This is a genomic window from Enterobacter cloacae complex sp. P43RS, assembly GCF_014930585.1.
Classification (GTDB): domain Bacteria; phylum Pseudomonadota; class Gammaproteobacteria; order Enterobacterales; family Enterobacteriaceae; genus Enterobacter; species Enterobacter bugandensis.
Genome location: NZ_JADBRJ010000002.1, coordinates 107,688 through 128,042, shown reverse-complemented (window position 1 = coordinate 128,042; position 20,355 = coordinate 107,688). Strand labels below are relative to the sequence as shown.

Below are 20,355 nucleotides of genomic sequence, written 5' to 3'. Positions count from 1 at the left end.
ATGTTACGACTGTTACGCAACGAACCTCGCGCCGCGCTTCTGCTGCTGGCTCTGGTAATGGCAAACCTGCTGGCCTGGGGATGGGCATGGCACTCTTTTAGCGGCAGCACGGCGCTGATGGCCGCCAGCCTGCTGGCGTGGTGCTACGGGCTGCGCCATGCGGTGGATGCCGACCACATCGCGGCCATTGATACCGTGACGCGTAAGATGATGCAGCAGGGCAAACGCCCGTGCGGGGTGGGGGCGTGGTTCTCGCTGGGGCACTCCACCATCGTGGTGCTGGCCTCCATTGCCATCGCCGCCACCGCCACGGCGTTTCAGAAAAACATGGAATGGTTCCACGAAACCGGCAGCCTGATTGGCACTGCGGTATCCGCCACCTTCCTGCTGGCGATGGCGCTGGTGAATATGGTGATCCTGCGCGGCGTCTGGCGCAGTTTCCAGGCGCTGAAAAAGGGCCAGACGGTGCAGGGTGACGTCACGCTGCCTACCCAGGGGGGCGTTATGAACTGGCTGTTCGGTAAAACCTTCCGCCTCGTCAATAAAAGCTGGCAGATGTATCTGGTGGGTTTCCTGTTTGGCCTCGGCTTCGACACGGCCACCGAAATTGGCGTGCTGGGGATCTCCGCCGCCAGCGCCTCCAGCGGGATGTCCGTGTGGTCAATCATGATCTTCCCGGCGCTCTTCGCCAGCGGCATGGCGCTGGTGGATACGCTCGATAACCTGCTGATGGTCGGTGCCTACGGCTGGGCGTTTGATAAACCGCAGCGCAAGCTCTACTACAACATGACCATCACCGGCACCTCCGTGGTGGTGGCGCTGTTTATCGGCGGGCTGGAAGCGCTGGGTCTGCTGATGGATAAATTTGCCCTCAGCGGCGGCATCTGGGATCTGATCGGCGCGGTAAATGACAACCTGGGCAACGCCGGGTTTGTGGTTGTCGGGCTGTTCGTTGCCTGCTGGCTCATCTCCATGGCCAACTATCGCTGGCGCGGCTACGACGCGCTGGTGGTGCGTTCCTGAACTCCCCACCCTGTTTTACCCGGCGGCGCTACGCTTGCGCGGGTCTGCATATAGGCCGGGTAAGCGGAGCGCCACCCGGCAATACGAGGGTTAAGCAGGCAGCGATTTCAGCAGCGCGAAAGCCTCCTTCATCCGGTCTTCGCTGACGACAAAGGCGCGTATCTGACCGTCAGCATCGGTGCCGCGCGCCACCATGCCCTGCGGCGAAAGGGCAATCTGCCAGTCCAGATCCCGACGCTGCGTTTCACCTGCAAGATGCAGCGGCAATTCCGGCGTTTTGACCTTTACCAGCATGGCGGGTAATTTCAGCGGCGCGCTGCCGCCGAGCAGGTTTTTTGCCAGATACATGGCGCTTAATTGTATCGGCTGCAGGAAGGGCAGCACCTGGCCGTTAATTTCCGCGCAGTCGCCCAGGGCATAAATATCCGGCCGCGTGGTTTGCAGGTAGCTATTTACCTTCACGCCGCGGTTTATTTCAGCCCCTGCGCGATGCGCCAGCGCGGTTTCCGGGCGCAGGCCCGTCGCGGCAACCACCGCATCCACTTCTACGCTGCGGCTTCGGTCGAGCGTGGCACGCATACCGCCTTCGGTTTTGCTCAGGCTTTGTAGCTGCGATTTCAGCAGCAGATGCACGCCCATATCGGTCAGACGATGCTGTAAGCGACTGCTTACTTCTGCGGGCATCAGCGCCGACAGAATGCTCGCTGCGTGGTCAACCAGGGTCACGCATTTTCCCGCCCGACAGAAGTCCATCGCCAGCTCGGTGCCGATCAGCCCGCCGCCGACAATCATCACTCTGGCGGCATCGCGTAGCCGGGTTTCGCTGGCCTGATACTCCTGCTGGCTGTTGAGGGTAATCATCAGCTCGCGGCCTTCAACCGGCGGCACAAACGCAGATGCCCCGGTCGCCAGCACCAGCCTGTCGTACTGCCAGGTTTTCTCTTTCGCTTTTACCACGTGGGCGTCGGCATCGATATCGGTGACCCAGGTGTACGGAAACAGACGCAGGTTGAACTGCTCCGCGAACTCCCCCGCCGTCTGGCGGGTGAGGTCATCGGCGCGCTGATTCTGGCTAATGACGTGGCTTAAATCAGGCTTGTTGTACTCGTCCATGCTGTCGGCGGCGATCAGCGTCAACGGCACGTTTGCATCCTGTTTGCGGATATTTTTCACCAGCTGGCGGGCAGCAAAGCCCGAGCCGATGATAACGATGCCGTTGCTCATTTTGCCTCCGTTGCCAGTTCATCAAAGACGTCTTTGCCGAGCGAGCATTCCGGGCAGAGGAAGTTGTCCGGCACCTCGCTCCACGGCGTGCCCGGGGCTACATCCTGCAGCGGTTCGCCAAGCTCAGGATCGTAGATCCACTGGCAGACGCTGCACTGCATGCGCGGACCGAGATCGGCGCTGGCTGCCGTAGAACAGGTTTGTGGCTGTTCCGCAGGTTTTGCGGTGACTTCAGGAAGCGGGGCGAGCGCCCACTGACGGGCGATGTCGCGGCCATGCTGGCGGCAGATTTCCAGCGCGTCGATATCCGGACGCCATTTCGCCTTCAGGCTCATGGACATCTCAAAACCCGCATCCTGTAAACGGGTGGAAAGACGGTCTACCGCGCCGCCGCTCCAGCCGTGTGAACCAAAGGCGCTGGCGCGTTTGTTACGAAAGCGCAGGCCGGTCATCTCTTCCACCAGGCCGGCAATCTTCGGCATCATCACGTTATTCATGGTGGAGGTACCCACCAGCACGCCCTTGGAGCGGAAGACGTTGGTCAATACCTCGTTCTTATCGCTGCGCGCCACGTTGAAGATTTTCACCGCCACGTTAGGGTCAACTTCATTGATACCCTGGGCAATCGCGTCCGCCATCATGCGGGTGTTGTTGGACATGGTGTCGTAGAAGATAGTGATGCGGTCTTCCTGGTAATCCGCGGCCCATTTCAGGTACAGCTCGACGATCTGGGTGGGGTTTTCACGCCACACCACGCCGTGGGAGGTGGCAATCATCTCCACCGGCAGGTTGAAGCCGAGGATCTCGGTAATTTTAGGCGTCACCAGGCGGCTGAACGGGGTCAGGATATTGGCGTAGTAGCGCTGGCACTGTTCGAACAGCTCGGTCTGATCCACTTCATCATTAAACAGGCGTTCGTCGCAGTAGTGCTGGCCGAAGGCGTCGTTGCTGAACAGCACCGCGTCGCCGGTCATGTAGGTCATCATGCTGTCCGGCCAGTGCAGCATCGGGGTTTCGACGAAGATCAGCTGCTTGCCGTTGCCGATATCCAGCGTGTCGCCGGTTTTTACAGTGTGGAAGTTCCACTCTGGATGATGGTGGTGGCCGTTAATTGAATCAATGGCGTTGGTGGTGCAGTAGATTGGGGTATCCGGAATGTGGGACATCAGCTCGGTCAGCGCCCCGGCGTGGTCCTCTTCCGCATGGTTGATGATGATGTAGTCGATGTCATTCAGGTCGATTTCACCGCGCAGGTTCTGCACGAACTCACGGCTGAATTTGTGATCGACGGTATCGATCAGGATGTTTTTACCTTCGCGGATGAGATAGCTGTTGTAGCTGCTGCCGCGCAGCGTTTTGTATTCCGTCCCGTGGAAATTGCGCACTTCCCAGTCACGTTGACCCACCCAATGAATGTTATTTTTAACCAGAATAGACATAGCAACCTCAACTTAATACAGCGTTTTCAAATAAGATGGTTTGCTTATATCAAGTTGCGTGCCAACTTTTTAAATTATTAATATTCAATAACTTGTGATTTAATGCCCCATAATGAGTAGTCATTATGACTATCCTAAAAAGAGTCAATATGACATTATGCATTGTCAAAATGACAGTGAGGCAGACATGAGCTTTTCCGTAGACGTGCTGGCGAAGATCGCCATTGAGCTGCAAACCGGTATCGGCCATCAGGACCGCTTTCAGCGCCTGATCTCCACGCTGCGCCACGTGCTGGATTGCGATGCGTCGGCGCTGCTGCGTTACGAAGGGCGGCAGTTTATTCCGCTGGCTATCGACGGCCTGGCGAAGGACGTACTCGGGCGGCGCTTTACGCTGGAGGGCCACCCGCGTCTGGAAACCATCGCCCGCGCGGGCGACGTGGTGCGTTTCCCGGCAGACAGCGATCTGCCCGATCCATACGACGGCCTGATTCCGGGGCAGGAGAGCCTGAAGGTGCACGCCTGTATTGGCCTGCCGCTGTTCGCCGGGCAGAATCTGATTGGCGCATTAACCCTCGACGGCATGTCGCCGGATCAGTTCGATACCTTCAGCGACGAAGAGCTGCGCCTGATTGCGGCGCTGGCCGCTGGAGCGCTGAATAATGCGCTGCTGATAGAGCAGCTGGAGAGCCAGAATATTCTTCCCGGCAGCCCGGCGGCGTTTGAACAGGTGGCGCATACGGAGATGATCGGCCTTTCGCCCGGCATGGCGCAGCTCAAAAAAGAGATTGAGATTGTTGCCGCGTCCGATCTGAACGTGCTGATCTTCGGAGAGACCGGTACCGGTAAGGAGCTGGTGGCGAAGTCCATCCACGAAGCTTCGCCGCGCGCGGTCAACCCGCTGGTGTACCTCAACTGCGCGGCGCTGCCGGAAAGCGTGGCGGAGAGCGAACTTTTCGGTCACGTCAAAGGGGCGTTTACCGGGGCCATCAGCAACCGCAGCGGCAAGTTTGAAATGGCCGATAACGGCACGCTGTTTCTTGATGAGATTGGCGAGCTTTCCCTTTCACTTCAGGCCAAGCTGCTGCGCGTATTGCAGTACGGCGACATCCAGCGCGTGGGGGATGACCGCAGCCTGCGGGTGGACGTGCGGGTCCTTGCTGCGACCAACCGGGATCTGCGCGAAGCGGTGCTGGCCGGGCAGTTCCGCGCCGACCTGTTCCATCGCCTGAGCGTGTTCCCGCTGTCCGTGCCGCCGCTGCGTGAGCGCGGAGACGACGTGGTGCTGCTGGCGGGTTATTTCTGCGAACAGTGCCGTCTCAAAATGGGGCTGTCCCGCGTGGTGCTTAGCCCGGGGGCGAGAGCGCATCTGCTCAGCTACGGCTGGCCGGGCAACGTGCGCGAGCTGGAGCATGCGATTCACCGCGCGGTGGTGCTGGCGAGGGCGACGCGCTCGGGGGATGAAGTGGTGATTCATGCGCGCCATTTTGCGCTGCATGAGGAAAATGCCCCGATCGTGAAGCCTGCTGTGCCTGAAAGCGCAATCGAAAACCTGCGCGAAGCGACGGAAGAGTTTCAGCGTCAGATGATTACCCGCGCGCTGGAGCAGAATAACCGCAGCTGGGCGGCGTGCGCGCGGGCGCTGGAGATGGACGTCGCCAACCTGCACCGGCTGGCGAAGCGTCTTGGGCTGAAGGGTTAAATAATCCCGGCCTGGTAGAAGTCCTGCAGGTTTATAGCGCCGCACAGCCTGCCGTGCTCGTCCACCACCGGTGCGGCGGTGATTTTGCGCTTCATCAGCACCTCTTTGGCTTCAATGGCGCGGCTGTCGGCGTTGAGCGTCAGCCCGCCTTTGGTCATGGCGTCAGACACGTTTGTTTCCAGCCTGCCGCCGCCCACCAGCCAGCGGCGCAGGTCGCCGTCGGTGAACACGCCCTTCACGTTTCCGCCGTCATCGCATACCGCCACCAGCCCCAGACCGGTGCGGCTCAGCTCCAGCATCGCGTCCATCACGCTGGTATCGAGTTTGACCTGCGGAATGGCATCGTCGGTGCGCATCAGATGGTGAACCTTGTTGAGCAGTCGCGCACCGAGCGCACCTGCCGGATGCGAACGGGCAAAATCTTCCTCATTGAATCCGCGCGCCTGCATTACCGCCATCGCCAGTGCGTCGCCCATCATCAGGGTGTTAACGGTGCTGGAGGTGGGGGCGAGGTGCATCGGGCAGGCTTCACGCTCAACGGAAATATCCAGCGTCGCTTTGGCGGCCAGCGCCAGCGGCGAGCGGGGTTTCCCGGTCATCGCTAGCAGGGCGACAGATTTTTCCTGCAGGCGCGGAATAATCAGATCCAGCTCTTTGGCCGAACCGGAGTAGGAGATAAACAGCATCACGTCGCGGCTTTCGATCATCCCGAGATCGCCATGCAGCGCCTCTGCCGGATGCACGAAGAACGCCGGGGTACCGGTGCTGGCGAGCGTCGCGGCAATCTTCTTGCCGATATGGCCAGATTTACCGATGCCCGCCACAATCACTTTGCCTTCGCAGTGGATAATGGTGTTGGCGGCGCGGACAAACTCCTCGCCCAGACGTTCCGGCAGGCGGCTGGCTTCCTGCAGCTCCAGCATCAGCGTCTGGCGGCCCGTTTCTAACAGAAAATCACTCATCTCTTTCTCCGGTTACGATCACGTCGATGCCTTTTTCTTCCAGCGCTTTTTTGAACGCCGGATCGATACCCGCGTCGGTAATCAGCTTATCAACGCTTTCGAGGCTACAGACAATATTGGGGCTTTTGCGGCCAAACTTCGACGAGTCGGCCATTAAAATCACTTCCCGCGCGGCGTTGCACATGGCTTTACTGACGCTGAACACCTCGTTAAACGTCGTGACGCCTGCGTTCAGGTCGATGCCGTCGGTGCCCATAAATAGTTTATCGAAGCTGAAGTGGTCGAAAGCGTTCTCCGCCAGCTGGCCGTGAAAGGACGCCGATTTTTTGCGGAAGGTGCCGCCGGGCATCAGGATGGTCTGCTCGCTGTCGAACTCGGACAGCGCGTTGACGATGTGCAGGCTGTTGGTCATCACCGTGATGTTGTTAAAGCGGCTGAGCAGGGGGATCATCTGCAGGACGGTACTGCCTGCGTCGAGGATGATGGAATCGCCGTCCTGGATAAATTTCACGGCGGCTTCGGCAATCAGCGCTTTCTGGTGGGTATTGATCAGCGTTTTGTGATCGATTGGCGGGTCCGCTTCGTCCTTGTTGAGCACCACGCCGCCGTAGGTGCGAATAACGGCGCCAGAGTTTTCGAGCAATACCAGGTCCTTGCGTATTGTCGTGCCGGTGGTGTCAAAGTAGTGGGCCAGATCCTCTACCGAGCATTTTCCCTGCTTTTGTAGATGCTCAAGAATGGCCGCCTGCCGCTGACGTGGTTTCATAGGCGCTTCGTTCCTTAGGTTGCGAAATGATAATTTCGCAAGTCTATAACTTTCACAACGAAATTATCCATGTTTCAGATTGAGCGCTAATGATAGTGCATTCTGACAGAGTGGATCATGGGGAAAGATCACATCAGGCTGCAATTCCTGTAACAAGAGGCCGTTGATTGCCTGGATTTTGGCCGGACGGGCAAATACCGTCATGCCACGCATGAGGAGGGAATCGCACACCCGGTCGTGCTCGTCCAGCGCTACGGCGACGACCACGCGCGGTTTAAAGCGTCCGCCGGAACGCCCGACGCCGACGCGGCCCTTCTGACACAGCGCATCAAACGCGCGGTTAAACTGGTGGATCTGCCAGCCGCCAAACGCCATCTGGCACAGCCAGGCGAGGCCGGCGACGGTGATGAGTGCGGTTACCATATCGACTCCTTGTTTTGTTCCCTCTCCCGGTGGGAGAGGGTTAGGGTGAGGGCATCAGGCCGCTCGATCAGAACATCACCTGCCCACCGGTCACGTTAATCGACTGCCCGGTGCAGTACGACGCTTTCGGACTGGCGTAAAACAGCAGCATGTTCAGCACGTCCTGATAGTCACACCCGCGCTTCAGCGGCACTTTATCGATGTAGTACTGCTCTACTTCCTCAGCCTTGATGCCGAGCTTGGTGGCGTACTGCGGCAGCAGGGACTGGAACATCGGCGATTTCAGCAGGTTGCCCAGCATCAGCGAGTGCACGGTAATCCCGTATTCGGCCAGATCCAACGCCAGGGACTGCGTCAGCCCCACGCCGCCAAACTTCGCCGCGCTATACCCGGAGTTGTGCTTGCTGCCCACTTTCCCGGATTTTGAGTTGATCTGAATAATGCGCCCCTGAATCCCGTCGCGGATCATCAGGCGGGAAAACTCGCGGGCGCAAAGGAAATAGCCCACCAGATTCACCTGCAGCGAACGGTCAAAATCCCCCAGCTCGAAATCGCTGATAAACGCCGCTTTCGCAATTCCCGCGCTGTAGACCAGCAGGTCGGTGCGCCCAAAAATCTCGTCCACGCCGCGAGCTAGCGCCATCACGCTCTGCTCGCTGGTGGCGTCGGCACCAAACCCGTACGCCATCCCTTCGCCAAACTCGGTGTTAATGGTGTCCGCCACGCGGGCGGCTTTTTCACTCTGAATGTCCACTACCGCCACGCGGTAGCCCTCTGCGGCAAGCCCACGGCAGAGGAACTCGCCTAAGGTTTGTCCCCCACCAATGACAACGGCAACCTGACTCATGTGATTCTCCTTAATTACGCAACAAATTTTAACGTGCAGCCTGGGGTGACAGCCTGCGGAACCGGGCCATCCACGTGAACCGTACCGGGGTATTCCGCCTGCGGCTGGCCGTCGAAGCGCAGGGTGATGTGGCCGAGCTCGCGCAGGTTTTGCTCCGCCACGTCGCCGACGGCGGTGACGGCATAGCGCGCCTCGCCCAGCTCCAGCTGGCTTCCGGCCTTCAGCTCGCCGTTCAGTTCGCCGTGGCAGTGGATAAAGCAAAACTCTTCGATATCCGCCGGAGCGCCTTCGCGGAAGGTGATCAGCATCTGGTCGCTCAGCGCGTCTGCTGCGCTCTGGCCGATGCGGGTAATGGTGGTCTGGTAAATGACGTTCATTGCAGGAACCTCTTATTGATAGATAAAGCCGGAGACAAACCAGGCAATCAGCACCGTCGGCGCGCCCGTCAGGAAGCGGCTCACCAGCACGGACGGCACGCCCACGCGCACGGTGTCCTGGCGCGCTTCGGCCAGCGACAGCCCCACGGGGATGAAGTCGCACGCCGCCTGGGCGTTAATGGCAAACAGGGCGGGCAGGGCGAGGTGCGGGGGAATGTTGCCCAGACCAATCTGCACCCCTATCAGTACGCCGATGACCTGGGCAATCACCGCGCCCGGACCGAGGAACGGCGACAGCAGCGGGAAGGAGCAGATCAGCGCCAGCGTCACCAGCCCGAGCGGGTGGCTGGCGAGCGGGGCGAGGCCGTGGGCAATCCAGTCGCCCAGACCGGACGCCATGATGATGCCGATCAGCGCCGAGACGAACGCCATAAACGGCAGAATCGTTTTCAGCACCGTGTCGATAGTGTCGCGCCCGGACTGGAACAGCACCGCCACGGCGGAGCCCATCCCCATCCCGACCTTTGCCAGCAGGCCGTCGCTCTGCTCGGTGATCTTCTTGCTGGTGTCGTACTCGCGCGGGGCTGCTTTTTGCGGCGCGGCAGTGCCATTCACCAGAGTGATGTTGTCCTCCTTCACGCCCGAGACATAAATGTCCTCAAGGATGTACTGCGCCAGCGGGCCGGATTTCCCGGTGGAGTGAATATTCACCGTCGGAATGCGGCGCTTCGGATAGATGCCGCAGCGCAGCGTGCCGCCGCAGTCAATCACCGCCACGCCGATGTCCGCTTCCGGCGGCTCGCCCTCTTTAAAGCCGTCAACCGCTTCCCAGCCGGTCAGCTCGCGCAGCTTGTCGACAATCGCCGGGCGCGTGCCCGCGGTGATGTAGACGATCTTTTTGCCTTCGGTGGCGTTGAACTCCAGCGGGCCGCCCCAGCCGCCCGTGCCTTTCTCAATGCGGATCCGGTTCATGCTGTCGCTCCTGAAAGATGGACCTTCTGTTCAAGCTGGATGCCCATTTTTTTCTCGAAAATAGCGGTGGTGAGGTCAGTCACCCAGCCGCGGAAGAAGTTGGTCAACAGGCCAACCAGCAGGTAGCTCACCGCCAGCGGGCCGAGCGGCAGGCCAAGCGTGGTCAGGCCGCTGGCGATCCCGAGGTAGACAAACAGCTCTCCGGGGTTGATGTGCGGGAACAGGCCGTTCATCGAGTGGCAACTGTAGGAGGCGGCGGCGTAGTAGCTCGGCTTGTACTTTTCCGGCATAAAGCGGCCGAGGCTTAAGGTCATCGGGTTACAGAAAACAAAGGTGCCGATGAATGGCAATATCAGGTAGCGGGACAGCGGGTTACCGGCGCAGCGCTGGGCAAAGCGTTCGATGCGCTGCTGGCCGATAAAGTTGATCAGCGCGTTCATGATCACCAGCAGGCTGATCAGCAGGGGCAGGATCCCGGTCACCATGCCGGTGAACACTTCTCCGCCTTTCTGAAACAGCCCGATGAACCACTCGGCGCCGTGGGTGATGGTCTCTATCATTCTTCTCTCCTGTGGGGCTTTTTTGTTTTTGTATAACTGCGGCTAATAATAATCACTTTGAAAGGTTTTAAAGTGTTAGTTGGATCTCACAATGAAAGAAAAATGTATTATTTTGAAAGTTAATTGGTGGGGTGAATGATTTTCGGTGGAAAAAAGCGCGGATTTGCGTTGTGGAGGCGCGTACCGCTTCCTTGAGGTGTTGCGGATGCTTTACCATACTGGGTTCTTATCGAACCCGTTAAATGGATGTCTCATGTTCAAGCGTCGTTATGCAGCGCTGTTGCCTGCGCTTATCCTGCTGTCTGCCTGTAGCAGCAAACCTAAGACCGAAGCCGTTCAGCAAACGGCGGGCGCGCCTTCCGGGGGATTCCTGCTGGAGCCGCAGCACAATATGATGCAGATGGGAGGCGACTTCGCGAATAACCCGGCGGCCGAGCAGTTCATCGATAAAATGGTGAGCAAACACGGTTTCGACCGCCAGCAGCTGCATGAAATTTTGTCTCAGGCGAAGCGTCTGGACTATGTTCTGCGCCTGATGGACAGGCAGGCACCGTCCGCCCAGGTGCCGAGCGGGCCGAACGGCGCATGGCTGCGCTACCGCAAACAGTTTATTACCCCGGACAACGTGCAAAACGGCGTGGCGTTCTGGAACCAGTATGAAGATGCGCTCAACCGCGCGTGGCAGGTTTACGGCGTGCCGCCGGAAATCATCGTCGGGATTATCGGCGTAGAGACCCGCTGGGGGCGCGTGATGGGCAAAACCCGCATCCTCGACGCACTGGCGACACTCTCCTTTAACTACCCGCGCCGCGCGGAGTATTTCTCTTCCGAGCTGGAAACCTTCCTGCTGATGGCGCGCAACGAGAAGGACGATCCGCTCGATCTGAAAGGGTCATTTGCCGGCGCGATGGGCTACGGCCAGTTTATGCCGTCCTCCTATAAGCAGTATGCCGTCGACTTTAACGGGGATGGTCACATTAACCTGTGGGATCCGGTGGATGCCATCGGTAGCGTGGCGAACTACTTCAAAGCGCACGGCTGGACGCCGGGCGGCCAGGTTGCCGTGCAGGCGAACGGCGAAGCGTTTGGTCTGGAAAACGGCTTTAAAACCAAATACAGCGTTGCGCAGCTGACGGCGGCAGGCTTAACGCCAACCCAGCCGCTGGGCAATGTTGACCAGGTGAGCCTGCTGCGTCTGGACGTGGGAACTGGCTACCAGTACTGGTACGGCATGCCGAACTTCTACACCATCACCCGCTACAACCATAGCACCCACTATGCGATGGCGGTGTGGCAACTGGGGCTTGCGGTATCGCAGGCTCGCGTCCCGGCGGCGTCGCCGTTTAGTCAGTAACTCGCCTTATTCCGCCCTCTCCCTGTGGGAGAGGGCACCCGCGCGCACCGCTTTCCCGCAGAAACATTTCGCCACACTCCCATTTCATTTCCGCCGTTTACATCTTCATCGCCTTTCATTATTGTTATGTTATAACATTATTTTTGAGTTGAAATATCCATGTCCCTGTTTTCTCTCTCATCCCCGGTTCGGCTGCTGCTGGCGATGGTGCTCATTCTGTTTCTCGGGCTGGCCGTGCGCTGGGCGGTGGCGCTGCCATGATCGTGATGAACGCACTGGTTGCGGGCTACGACCGCCAGCCCGTCACGCGTCCGCTTTCGGGCGTGATTGAACGCGGCAGCATGACCGCGATTATCGGCGCCAACGGCTGCGGCAAATCCACGCTGCTGAAAACCCTCGCCGGATTTATTCCGCCCGTCAGCGGCAGATTTCACTGGCAGGGTAGACGACCGGTAATCGGCTGGTTGGCGCAGCGTCACGCGCTGGAAGCGCAGTTTCCGCTGACCGTGCAGGACGTGGTGAGCATGGGCTGCTGGCCCGGAATTTCGCTTTTCGCCGGTTTTCGTCGCGAAGCGCGTCTGCGCATTAGTGGTGCACTTGAGCGCGTGGGACTGGAGTCGATGGCGCTCTCCACCATTGATGAACTCTCCGGCGGCCAGTTTCAGCGCATGCTTTTTGCCCGCGTGTTAGTACAGCAGGCGCCGCTGGTGATGCTCGACGAGCCCTTCACCGGCGTTGATGAAGCGACCTGCAACGTGCTGATGGATCTGATGCTGGATATGTATATGCAGGGGCAAACGCTGCTCGCGGTACTGCACGACAGCGAGCGCGTGGCGCGCCACTTCCCGCAGACGCTGCGGCTGGATGCTGACGCCCCCCAGTGGAAAACCGAACGGGTGAGGGTGGCATGATCTGGCACACATTCTTCCAGCCGTTTATCGAATTCGGCTTTATGCGTCGCGCGCTGGTGGTTTGCCTGGCGCTCTCCGTCAGCACCACCGCGCTCGGCGTGTTTCTTCAGCTGCGCCGGATGAGCCTGATGGGCGATGCGCTTTCTCACGCCATTTTGCCCGGCGTCGCCGTGGGGTATTTGCTCAGCGGGATGTCGCTGTTGGCTATGACCGTCGGCGGGTTTATCGCCGGGATTGCCGTTGCGCTGGTGGCCGGGCTGGTCAGCCGCCGCACGCCGCTGAAAGAGGATGCCAGCTTTGCCGGTTTTTACCTGGGGTCACTGGCGCTGGGCGTCACGCTGGTATCTCTGCGCGGCTCGAATGTCGATCTGCTGCATCTGCTGTTTGGCTCAATCCTCGCGGTGGACAACGACGCCGCGCTGTTTGTGACCGGCGTGTGCATCTTCACCCTTATCATGCTGGCCCTTTTTTACCGCGGGCTGGTGACGGAGGCGTTTGACACCGCCTGGCTGCAGGTGAATGCCCGCTGGCTACCCGGCTTATTGCACGGTCTGTTTCTGGCGCTGCTGGTCCTGAACCTGGTGGCCGGTTTTCAGGTGCTCGGCACGCTGATGGCCGTCGGGCTGATGATGCTCCCGGCGGTGGCGGCGCGCTGTTGGGTCCGCACCTTACCCGGATTACTCCTGATGGCTGGTATCAGCGGTATTTTCTGCGCGTGGCTGGGGCTAAGCCTCTCCTGGGCGGCAAGTTTACCCGCGGGGCCATCTATTGTGCTGACCGCCAGCGCGCTGTTCTTTATTTCCGTTTTATTTGGCACGCGCAGCAGGCTGGCTGGCAGCCTGCGGGCGCTTTATTAACGCAAGGGGAAACGATGAAAAGTACAGGATTAATCATGGCGCTAGCGCTGGGGATGATGTCGCATAGCGTGATGGCGAAAACGCTGAATGTGGTCACCAGCTTTTCGATACTGGGGGATATCGCGCAGGAGGTGGGGGGCGATCGTGTAAACGTGACGACGCTGGTGGGGCCGGACGGCGATCCGCATACCTTCGAACCGTCGCCTAAGGACAGCGCGGCGCTGAGCAAGGCTGACGTGGTCGTGGTCAACGGTTTGGGGCTGGAAGGCTGGCTCGACCGCCTGGTGAAAGCCTCCGGGTTCAAAGGCCAGCTGGTCGTTGCCTCAAACGGGGTGAAAACCCACACGCTTGAGGAAGATGGAAAGACCGTGACCGATCCGCACGCCTGGAACAGCGCGGCGAACGGTGCGCTGTATGCGCAAAATATTCTGAACGGGCTGGTGAAAGCCGATCCGGAAGACAAAGCGGCGCTGGAGGCTTCAGGAAAACCATACATTGCGCAACTGACTCAACTGGACAGCTGGGCAAAAACGCGCTTTAGCCAGATCCCGCAGGAAAAGCGCAAAGTGCTGACCAGCCATGACGCGTTTGGTTATTTTGGCCGCGCTTACGGCGTAACCTTCATGGCACCTCAAGGACTCTCTTCAGAGAGCGAGGCCAGCGCGTCGCAGGTGGCGGAGATTATCAAGCAGATTAAAGCCGACGGCGTGAAAACGTGGTTTATGGAAAACCAGCTCGATCCGCGTCTGGTGAAGCAGATTGCGTCGGCGACGGGCGCACAGCCGGGCGGCGAACTTTACCCGGAAGCCCTGTCGGCAAAAGGTGGGGCAGCAGACACCTACGTTAAGGCGTTTCGCCATAATGTCGATACGCTTGCGAACAGCATGAAATAATATTTCTACAGCCGGTGCGCTCGCACCGGCTTTTTTCTGAAGCCCCCTCGTAAAACCTGAAGCGCATCCCCATATCTGACGAGAAAGTGCTATCTTGTGCTGCACGTTTTTCTCAAGCCTGGAGCTAGAATGACTGACCATGAATTGATGCAGCTTAGCGAGATCGTTGGCCTTGCCCTGAAGCAGCGTGGCGCGACTATTACCACTGCGGAATCCTGCACCGGCGGCTGGGTGGCGAAAGCGATTACCGATATCGCCGGCAGTTCCGCCTGGTTTGAACGTGGCTTTGTGACCTACAGTAACGAAGCTAAGGCGCAGATGATTGGCGTGCGCGAAGCCACGCTGGAACAGCATGGCGCGGTCAGCGAACCGGTTGTCATTGAAATGGCCATTGGCGCGCTGAAAGAGGCGCGGGCAGATTACGCCATTTCCATCAGCGGCATCGCGGGGCCGGACGGCGGCAGCGACGTGAAGCCTGTCGGCACCGTCTGGTTCGGGTTTGCCACGTCCAAAGGGGAGGGGATCACCCGCCGGGAGTGCTTCAGCGGCGATCGCGAAAGCGTGCGTCGTCAGGCTACCGTTTATGCGTTAAAAACGCTCTGGCAACAATTTCTACAAAATACTTGATACTGTATGACTATACAGTATAATTGCACCAACAGAACAGAAGTCCATGGTGAAGCGCAGTTGCTTCTCCCGGCATGACAGGAGTAATAATGGCTATCGACGAAAACAAACAGAAAGCGTTGGCGGCAGCACTGGGCCAGATCGAAAAGCAATTCGGTAAAGGCTCCATCATGCGCCTGGGTGAAGACCGTTCCATGGATGTGGAAACTATCTCCACCGGTTCGCTTTCTCTGGATATCGCACTGGGCGCGGGCGGTTTGCCGATGGGGCGTATCGTAGAAATCTACGGTCCGGAATCCTCAGGTAAAACGACGCTGACCCTGCAGGTTGTTGCAGCGGCGCAGCGCGAAGGTAAAACCTGTGCGTTTATCGATGCCGAGCACGCGCTGGACCCGGTCTATGCCCGTAAGCTGGGCGTTGATATCGACAACCTGCTGTGTTCCCAGCCGGACACCGGCGAGCAGGCGCTGGAAATTTGTGACGCGCTGGCACGCTCCGGTGCGGTTGACGTGATCATCGTCGACTCCGTTGCGGCGCTGACGCCAAAAGCGGAAATCGAAGGTGAAATCGGTGACTCTCACATGGGCCTCGCGGCACGTATGATGAGCCAGGCGATGCGTAAGCTGGCCGGTAACCTGAAACAGTCCAATACGCTGCTGATCTTCATCAACCAGATCCGTATGAAAATTGGTGTGATGTTCGGTAACCCGGAAACCACCACCGGTGGTAACGCCCTGAAATTCTACGCCTCTGTCCGTCTGGATATCCGCCGTATCGGCGCGGTGAAAGAGGGCGAGAACGTGGTGGGTAGCGAAACCCGCGTGAAGGTTGTGAAGAACAAAATCGCAGCACCGTTCAAACAGGCCGAATTCCAGATCCTCTACGGCGAAGGTATCAACTTCCTCGGCGAGCTGGTTGACCTGGGCGTGAAAGAGAAGCTGATTGAAAAAGCGGGCGCCTGGTACAGCTACAACGGTGACAAGATTGGTCAGGGTAAAGCGAATGCTATCTCCTGGCTGAAAGAGAACCCGGCTGCGGCGAAAGAGATTGAGAAGAAGGTGCGTGAGCTTCTGCTGAACAACCAGGACTCCAAACCTGATTTCGTGGTGGATGCCGCGGATGCTGAAGAAACCAACGAAGACTTTTAAGTCTCTCGTGTAAAGATGAAGGGCTGCTGACGCGGCCCTTTTTGCATTTCTGATTCTGCAGGTTTTTTATGAGTGAACCGACATCACGCCGACCCGCCTACGCGCGCTTGCTGGATCGTGCGGTACGCATTCTCGCCGTGCGCGACCACAGTGAACAGGAGCTGCGGCGGAAGCTGTCAGCGCCCGTCATGAGCAAAAACGGGCCGGAAGAGATTGATGCCACTGCGGAAGACTACGACCGCGTGGTGGCCTGGTGCTATGAGCATCATTACCTGGACGATGACCGGTTTGCCTCGCGTTTTCTCGCCAGCCGTGGTCGCAAAGGGTATGGGCCCGCGCGCATCCGCCAGGAGCTGAACCAGAAAGGGGTAGCCAGAGAGTCCATCGAAAAAGCGATGCGCGAAAGCGACATCGACTGGTGCGAACTGGCAAAAGAGCAGGCGATTCGTAAGTACGGCGAACCGTTGCCGCGTGAATTTTCAGAAAAAGTCAAAATCCAGCGCTTTTTGCTCTACCGCGGCTTTCTGATGGAAGATATTCAGGATATCTGGCGTAATTTTGCCGATTGAACGCATGCGGGATTTTACTTCCCACTAAAGAAAACTTATCTTATTCCCACTTTTTCCAGTAGCTGGTCCGTCCAACGGTTTACCGATACAGGCTGGCTACGACATTTCGTTAGCTTGATTTCAGGATAATTATGAGCAAGAGCACCGCTGAGATCCGTCAGGCGTTTCTCGATTTTTTCCATAGTAAGGGACACCAGGTTGTTGCCAGCAGCTCCCTGGTACCGAACAACGATCCGACTCTGCTGTTTACCAACGCCGGGATGAACCAGTTCAAGGATGTGTTCCTTGGTCTCGACAAGCGTAATTATTCCCGCGCCACAACCTCACAGCGTTGCGTGCGTGCGGGCGGTAAACACAACGACCTGGAAAACGTCGGTTACACCGCGCGCCACCACACCTTCTTCGAAATGCTGGGTAATTTCAGCTTCGGCGACTACTTCAAACATGATGCCATTCAATACGCATGGGAGCTGCTGACCGGTGAAAACTGGTTCAACCTGCCGAAAGAGCGTCTGTGGGTGACCGTCTACGAAACCGATGACGAAGCGTTCGAAATCTGGGAAAAAGAAGTGGGTATCCCGCGCGAGCGTATTATTCGCATCGGTGATAACAAAGGCGCGCCATATGCGTCTGATAACTTCTGGCAGATGGGCGACACCGGTCCTTGCGGTCCGTGCACCGAGATCTTCTACGATCACGGCGACCATATCTGGGGCGGCCCTCCAGGCAGCCCGGAAGAAGACGGCGATCGCTATATTGAGATCTGGAACATCGTCTTCATGCAGTTCAACCGCCAGGCTGACGGCACCATGGAGCCGCTGCCGAAGCCGTCCGTTGATACCGGTATGGGCCTGGAGCGTATCGCCGCGGTTCTGCAGCACGTTAACTCCAACTACGAGATTGACCTGTTCAGCACTCTGATCAAAGCCGTTGCGAACGTTACCGGCGCGACCGATCTGAACAACAAATCGCTGCGCGTTATCGCAGACCATATTCGTTCCTGTGCGTTCCTGATTGCCGACGGCGTTATTCCGTCGAATGAAAACCGTGGCTACGTGCTGCGTCGTATCATTCGCCGTGCGATCCGTCACGGCAACATGCTGGGCGCGAAGGACACCTTCTTCTATAAACTCGTTGGGCCACTGATTGGCGTGATGGGGTCAGCCGGCGACGAGCTGAAACGCCAGCAGGCGCAGGTTGAGCAGGTTCTGAAAACCGAAGAAGAGCAGTTCGCTCGTACGCTGGAGCGCGGTCTGGCGCTGCTGGACGAAGAACTGGCGAAGCTTAAGGGCGACACGCTGGATGGCGAAACCGCTTTCCGCCTGTACGACACCTACGGCTTCCCGGTTGACCTGACGGCGGACGTTTGCCGCGAGCGCAACATCAAAGTTGATGAAGCAGGCTTTGAAGCCGCGATGGAAGAGCAGCGTCGTCGTGCGCGTGAGTCCAGCGGTTTCGGTGCAGACTACAACGCGATGATCCGCGTTGATAGCGCGTCTGAATTCAAAGGTTATGAAGCGCTGGAACTGACCGGCAAAGTGACCGCCCTGTTTGTTGACGGTAAAGCCGTAGACAGCATCAGCGCGGGTCAGGAAGCCGTCGTCATTCTGGACAAAACGCCGTTCTATGCGGAATCCGGCGGCCAGGTTGGCGATAAAGGCGAACTGAAAGGCAACGGTTTTAGCTTCAGCGTCAGCGACACCCAGAAATACGGTCAGGCGATCGGTCACCAGGGCAAACTGGTATCCGGTTCTCTGAAAGTGGGCGAGGGCGTACAGGCTAACGTTGATGAAGCACGCCGTGCGCGCATTCGTCTGAACCACTCTGCAACCCACCTGATGCACGCAGCCCTGCGTGACGTGCTGGGTACCCACGTTGCACAGAAAGGTTCTCTGGTAAACGATAAAGTGCTGCGCTTCGACTTCTCGCATTTTGAAGCGATGAAGCCGTCTGAAATTCGCGCGGTGGAAGACCTGGTGAACGCGCAGATCCGTCGTAACCTGCCAATTGAGACCCACATCATGGATCTTGAGGACGCGAAGAAAAAAGGTGCGATGGCGCTGTTTGGCGAGAAATATGACGAGCGCGTTCGCGTGCTGAGCATGGGCGACTTCTCTACCGAACTGTGCGGCGGTACCCACGCCTCACGCACCGGTGACATCGGCCTGTTCCGCATTGTTTCCGAATCCGGTACGGCTGCAGGTGTGCGTCGTATTGAAGCGGTGACCGGTGAAGGCGCAATCGCCAGCCTGCATGCGCAGAGCGATCAGCTGCACGACATCGCGCAGCTGCTGAAAGGCGATAGCCAGAATCTGGGCGAGAAAGTGCGCGTTGCGCTGGATCGCACGCGTCAGCTGGAAAAAGAGCTGCAGCAGCTGAAAGAGCAGGCTGCGGCGCAGGAGAGTGCAAACCTCTCCAGCAAGGCTGTAGACATTAAGGGCGTCAAACTGCTGGTCAGCGATCTGGCGGGCGTTGAGCCTAAGATGCTGCGCACTATGGTCGACGATCTCAAGAACCAGCTTGGTTCTACCGTTATCGTGCTGGCGACGGTGGCAGAAGGTAAGGTTTCTCTGATTGCGGGCGTCTCTAAGGATGTGACCGACCGCGTTAAAGCAGGGGAACTGATTGGTATGGTCGCTCAGCAGGTGGGGGGCAAGGGTGGCGGTCGTCCGGACATGGCGCAAGCCGGTGGTACGGATGCGGCGGCACTTCCTGCGGCATTAGCCAGCGTTGAAAGCTGGGTAAGCGCGAAACTGTAATAACTACAAAGCACAAGCAGACGCCATAGCGGCAACGTTATGGCGTCTTGTTCACTGTGCTATCGATAACGATAAAGTCAGGTTGAGTTTGTGTATATCGGCTAAACTTACGTTTAACAGAATGTGATGCCGTGACTGCTTACACTTTACGTGTTTGTCATCGCTTACTTTTTGGCGTTATATGATGGATAATGCCGGGATACAAGAGACCCGACTCTTTTAATCTTTCAAGGAGCAAAGAATGCTGATTCTGACTCGTCGAGTTGGTGAGACCCTCATGATTGGGGATGAGGTCACCGTGACAGTTTTAGGGGTAAAGGGTAACCAGGTACGTATTGGTGTTAACGCTCCTAAAGAAGTATCTGTCCACCGTGAAGAGATCTACCAGCGTATCCAGGCTGAAAAATCCCAGCAGTCCAGTTACTGATATTGTCGCGTCTCGCTGTCGGGCGAGACGCAACCCTCCCGCTATTTTTCCTGCTCAAAGTTACCGTTTAATTTCAATCGCTCTCTTTTTAACCACTCCGTTACCCTTAACTCGTCTCAATACCGCCATTTCGGCAGATGTTTTCTGTGGCGTTGCCTGCAAAATCCGCTTATAAAACACCCTCTTTGCGGCTTTTACATGCGAATTGCGTGTGATTTGTGCAAACGATAAAAGCTTTTGGAAAATTGTTTGACTTATAAGTCCCAGAAAGTAATATATGCGCCACGCAGCGACGAGAAGCTCTTAACGAGTTGCTCGAAGCACTCGAAAGAGGCGTTGTGTGGTGAGGTGGCCGAGAGGCTGAAGGCGCTCCCCTGCTAAGGGAGTATGCGGTCAAAAGCTGCATCCGGGGTTCGAATCCCCGCCTCACCGCCATTTTGCATCCGTAGCTCAGCTGGATAGAGTACTCGGCTACGAACCGAGCGGTCGGAGGTTCGAATCCTCCCGGATGCACC

20 protein-coding genes and 2 tRNA genes are annotated in these 20,355 nt (G+C 58.0%); 13 read left to right on the top strand and 9 right to left on the bottom strand.

The features are described 5' to 3' along the window. Positions 1-1,023 (top strand): HoxN/HupN/NixA family nickel/cobalt transporter, encoded by a 1,023-nt coding sequence (locus IM294_RS04445; protein WP_063155075.1) that lies wholly within the window; start codon positions 1-3, stop codon positions 1,021-1,023. A 90-nt stretch (positions 1,024-1,113) separates the two neighbouring features. Here the strand turns inward: IM294_RS04445 and norW are convergent, their stop codons facing one another. Both norW and norV read right to left on the bottom strand, forming a co-directional pair. Further along, a complete protein-coding gene (gene norW / locus IM294_RS04440) occupies positions 1,114-2,247 on the bottom strand; it encodes an NADH:flavorubredoxin reductase NorW (RefSeq protein ID WP_126817306.1) in 1,134 nt (377 codons plus the stop codon). Continuing rightward, entirely contained in the window at positions 2,244-3,686 is a 1,443-nt protein-coding gene (gene norV, locus IM294_RS04435) for an anaerobic nitric oxide reductase flavorubredoxin (protein ID WP_126817308.1), read from the bottom strand. The genes norW and norV overlap by 4 nt, the downstream gene beginning before the upstream one ends. Positions 3,687-3,873: 187 nt before the next feature. Here norV and norR point away from each other — a divergent pair, with 187 nt between their 5' ends. After that, on the top strand, positions 3,874-5,388 hold the full coding sequence (gene norR / locus IM294_RS04430; RefSeq protein WP_126817310.1) for a nitric oxide reductase transcriptional regulator NorR: 1,515 nt from the start codon (positions 3,874-3,876) through the stop codon (positions 5,386-5,388). Here the strand turns inward: norR and gutQ are convergent. The 7 genes from gutQ to srlA all read right to left on the bottom strand — a co-directional run bounded on the left by gutQ (position 5,385) and on the right by srlA (position 10,295). Continuing rightward, positions 5,385-6,350: an arabinose-5-phosphate isomerase GutQ gene (gutQ, locus tag IM294_RS04425; protein WP_126817312.1), complete on the bottom strand. Its 966-nt coding sequence runs from the start codon at positions 6,348-6,350 to the stop codon at positions 5,385-5,387. The two genes, norR and gutQ, sit on opposite strands and share 4 nt — an antisense overlap. Then, on the bottom strand, positions 6,343-7,116 hold the full coding sequence (locus tag IM294_RS04420) for a DNA-binding transcriptional repressor (protein ID WP_010434430.1): 774 nt from the start codon (positions 7,114-7,116) through the stop codon (positions 6,343-6,345). The genes gutQ and IM294_RS04420 overlap by 8 nt, the downstream gene beginning before the upstream one ends. Before the next feature lie 63 nt (positions 7,117-7,179). Then, entirely contained in the window at positions 7,180-7,539 is a 360-nt protein-coding gene (gutM, locus tag IM294_RS04415) for a transcriptional regulator GutM (protein ID WP_126326381.1), read from the bottom strand. Positions 7,540-7,606: 67 nt separating this feature from the next. Further along, on the bottom strand, positions 7,607-8,386 hold the full coding sequence (gene srlD, locus IM294_RS04410; protein WP_023294411.1) for a sorbitol-6-phosphate dehydrogenase: 780 nt from the start codon (positions 8,384-8,386) through the stop codon (positions 7,607-7,609). Between the two features lie 14 nt (positions 8,387-8,400). Further along, a complete protein-coding gene (gene srlB / locus IM294_RS04405; RefSeq protein WP_045261263.1) occupies positions 8,401-8,763 on the bottom strand; it encodes a PTS glucitol/sorbitol transporter subunit IIA in 363 nt (120 codons plus the stop codon). A 12-nt stretch (positions 8,764-8,775) separates the two neighbouring features. Beyond that, positions 8,776-9,735: a PTS glucitol/sorbitol transporter subunit IIB gene (locus IM294_RS04400; protein ID WP_126817314.1), complete on the bottom strand. Its 960-nt coding sequence runs from the start codon at positions 9,733-9,735 to the stop codon at positions 8,776-8,778. Continuing rightward, complete coding sequence (srlA, locus tag IM294_RS04395; RefSeq protein WP_126817316.1) at positions 9,732-10,295, bottom strand: PTS glucitol/sorbitol transporter subunit IIC; 564 nt, start codon at positions 10,293-10,295, stop codon at positions 9,732-9,734. The genes IM294_RS04400 and srlA overlap by 4 nt, the downstream gene beginning before the upstream one ends. Positions 10,296-10,548: 253 nt before the next feature. Between srlA and mltB the strand changes: the two genes are divergently transcribed. From mltB to IM294_RS04340, 11 genes are all read left to right on the top strand, one after another. Continuing rightward, a complete protein-coding gene (gene mltB, locus IM294_RS04390) occupies positions 10,549-11,649 on the top strand; it encodes a lytic murein transglycosylase B (RefSeq protein WP_185860335.1) in 1,101 nt (366 codons plus the stop codon). A gap of 257 nt (positions 11,650-11,906) precedes the next feature. Then, positions 11,907-12,560: a metal ABC transporter ATP-binding protein gene (locus IM294_RS04385; RefSeq protein WP_126817320.1), complete on the top strand. Its 654-nt coding sequence runs from the start codon at positions 11,907-11,909 to the stop codon at positions 12,558-12,560. Continuing rightward, the gene (locus IM294_RS04380; RefSeq protein WP_041908508.1) at positions 12,557-13,417 is read left to right on the top strand and encodes a metal ABC transporter permease; all 861 of its coding nucleotides are present in this window, start codon (positions 12,557-12,559) and stop codon (positions 13,415-13,417) included. The genes IM294_RS04385 and IM294_RS04380 overlap by 4 nt, the downstream gene beginning before the upstream one ends. Positions 13,418-13,431: 14 nt before the next feature. After that, positions 13,432-14,310, top strand: coding sequence for a metal ABC transporter substrate-binding protein (locus IM294_RS04375; RefSeq protein WP_028014191.1), 879 nt, complete (start codon positions 13,432-13,434; stop codon positions 14,308-14,310). A gap of 129 nt (positions 14,311-14,439) precedes the next feature. Continuing rightward, positions 14,440-14,937 (top strand): nicotinamide-nucleotide amidase, encoded by a 498-nt coding sequence (gene pncC, locus IM294_RS04370; protein WP_028014190.1) that lies wholly within the window; start codon positions 14,440-14,442, stop codon positions 14,935-14,937. A gap of 89 nt (positions 14,938-15,026) precedes the next feature. Next, positions 15,027-16,085 carry a recombinase RecA gene (gene recA, locus IM294_RS04365; RefSeq protein ID WP_028014189.1) on the top strand — a complete coding sequence of 353 codons (1,059 nt, stop codon included), beginning with the start codon at positions 15,027-15,029 and terminating at the stop codon, positions 16,083-16,085. A 68-nt stretch (positions 16,086-16,153) separates the two neighbouring features. After that, complete coding sequence (gene recX, locus IM294_RS04360) at positions 16,154-16,654, top strand: recombination regulator RecX (protein ID WP_061097291.1); 501 nt, start codon at positions 16,154-16,156, stop codon at positions 16,652-16,654. Positions 16,655-16,785: 131 nt separating this feature from the next. Beyond that, positions 16,786-19,413 carry an alanine--tRNA ligase gene (gene alaS / locus IM294_RS04355; protein ID WP_028014187.1) on the top strand — a complete coding sequence of 876 codons (2,628 nt, stop codon included), beginning with the start codon at positions 16,786-16,788 and terminating at the stop codon, positions 19,411-19,413. Between the two features lie 241 nt (positions 19,414-19,654). Continuing rightward, the gene (gene csrA / locus IM294_RS04350; protein WP_000906486.1) at positions 19,655-19,840 is read left to right on the top strand and encodes a carbon storage regulator CsrA; all 186 of its coding nucleotides are present in this window, start codon (positions 19,655-19,657) and stop codon (positions 19,838-19,840) included. 342 nt (positions 19,841-20,182) lie between these two features. Beyond that, positions 20,183-20,275 (top strand) — tRNA-Ser (locus IM294_RS04345). A gap of 4 nt (positions 20,276-20,279) precedes the next feature. Continuing rightward, positions 20,280-20,353 (top strand) — tRNA-Arg (locus IM294_RS04340). Positions 20,354-20,355: the final 2 nt, after the last annotated feature.

Bases quoted from the DNA above. Each gene is read 5' to 3' on its own strand.
- IM294_RS04445 (WP_063155075.1), top strand. From the start codon at position 1: ATGTTACGACTGTTACGCAACGAACCTCGCGCCGCGCTTCTGCTGCTG.
- norW (WP_126817306.1), bottom strand. From the start codon at position 2,247: ATGAGCAACGGCATCGTTATCATCGGCTCGGGCTTTGCTGCCCGCCAG.
- norV (WP_126817308.1), bottom strand. From the start codon at position 3,686: ATGTCTATTCTGGTTAAAAATAACATTCATTGGGTGGGTCAACGTGAC.
- norR (WP_126817310.1), top strand. From the start codon at position 3,874: ATGAGCTTTTCCGTAGACGTGCTGGCGAAGATCGCCATTGAGCTGCAA.
- gutQ (WP_126817312.1), bottom strand. From the start codon at position 6,350: ATGAGTGATTTTCTGTTAGAAACGGGCCGCCAGACGCTGATGCTGGAG.
- IM294_RS04420 (WP_010434430.1), bottom strand. From the start codon at position 7,116: ATGAAACCACGTCAGCGGCAGGCGGCCATTCTTGAGCATCTACAAAAG.
- gutM (WP_126326381.1), bottom strand. From the start codon at position 7,539: ATGGTAACCGCACTCATCACCGTCGCCGGCCTCGCCTGGCTGTGCCAG.
- srlD (WP_023294411.1), bottom strand. From the start codon at position 8,386: ATGAGTCAGGTTGCCGTTGTCATTGGTGGGGGACAAACCTTAGGCGAG.
- srlB (WP_045261263.1), bottom strand. From the start codon at position 8,763: ATGAACGTCATTTACCAGACCACCATTACCCGCATCGGCCAGAGCGCA.
- IM294_RS04400 (WP_126817314.1), bottom strand. From the start codon at position 9,735: ATGAACCGGATCCGCATTGAGAAAGGCACGGGCGGCTGGGGCGGCCCG.
- srlA (WP_126817316.1), bottom strand. From the start codon at position 10,295: ATGATAGAGACCATCACCCACGGCGCCGAGTGGTTCATCGGGCTGTTT.
- mltB (WP_185860335.1), top strand. From the start codon at position 10,549: ATGTTCAAGCGTCGTTATGCAGCGCTGTTGCCTGCGCTTATCCTGCTG.
- IM294_RS04385 (WP_126817320.1), top strand. From the start codon at position 11,907: ATGATCGTGATGAACGCACTGGTTGCGGGCTACGACCGCCAGCCCGTC.
- IM294_RS04380 (WP_041908508.1), top strand. From the start codon at position 12,557: ATGATCTGGCACACATTCTTCCAGCCGTTTATCGAATTCGGCTTTATG.
- IM294_RS04375 (WP_028014191.1), top strand. From the start codon at position 13,432: ATGAAAAGTACAGGATTAATCATGGCGCTAGCGCTGGGGATGATGTCG.
- pncC (WP_028014190.1), top strand. From the start codon at position 14,440: ATGACTGACCATGAATTGATGCAGCTTAGCGAGATCGTTGGCCTTGCC.
- recA (WP_028014189.1), top strand. From the start codon at position 15,027: ATGGCTATCGACGAAAACAAACAGAAAGCGTTGGCGGCAGCACTGGGC.
- recX (WP_061097291.1), top strand. From the start codon at position 16,154: ATGAGTGAACCGACATCACGCCGACCCGCCTACGCGCGCTTGCTGGAT.
- alaS (WP_028014187.1), top strand. From the start codon at position 16,786: ATGAGCAAGAGCACCGCTGAGATCCGTCAGGCGTTTCTCGATTTTTTC.
- csrA (WP_000906486.1), top strand. From the start codon at position 19,655: ATGCTGATTCTGACTCGTCGAGTTGGTGAGACCCTCATGATTGGGGAT.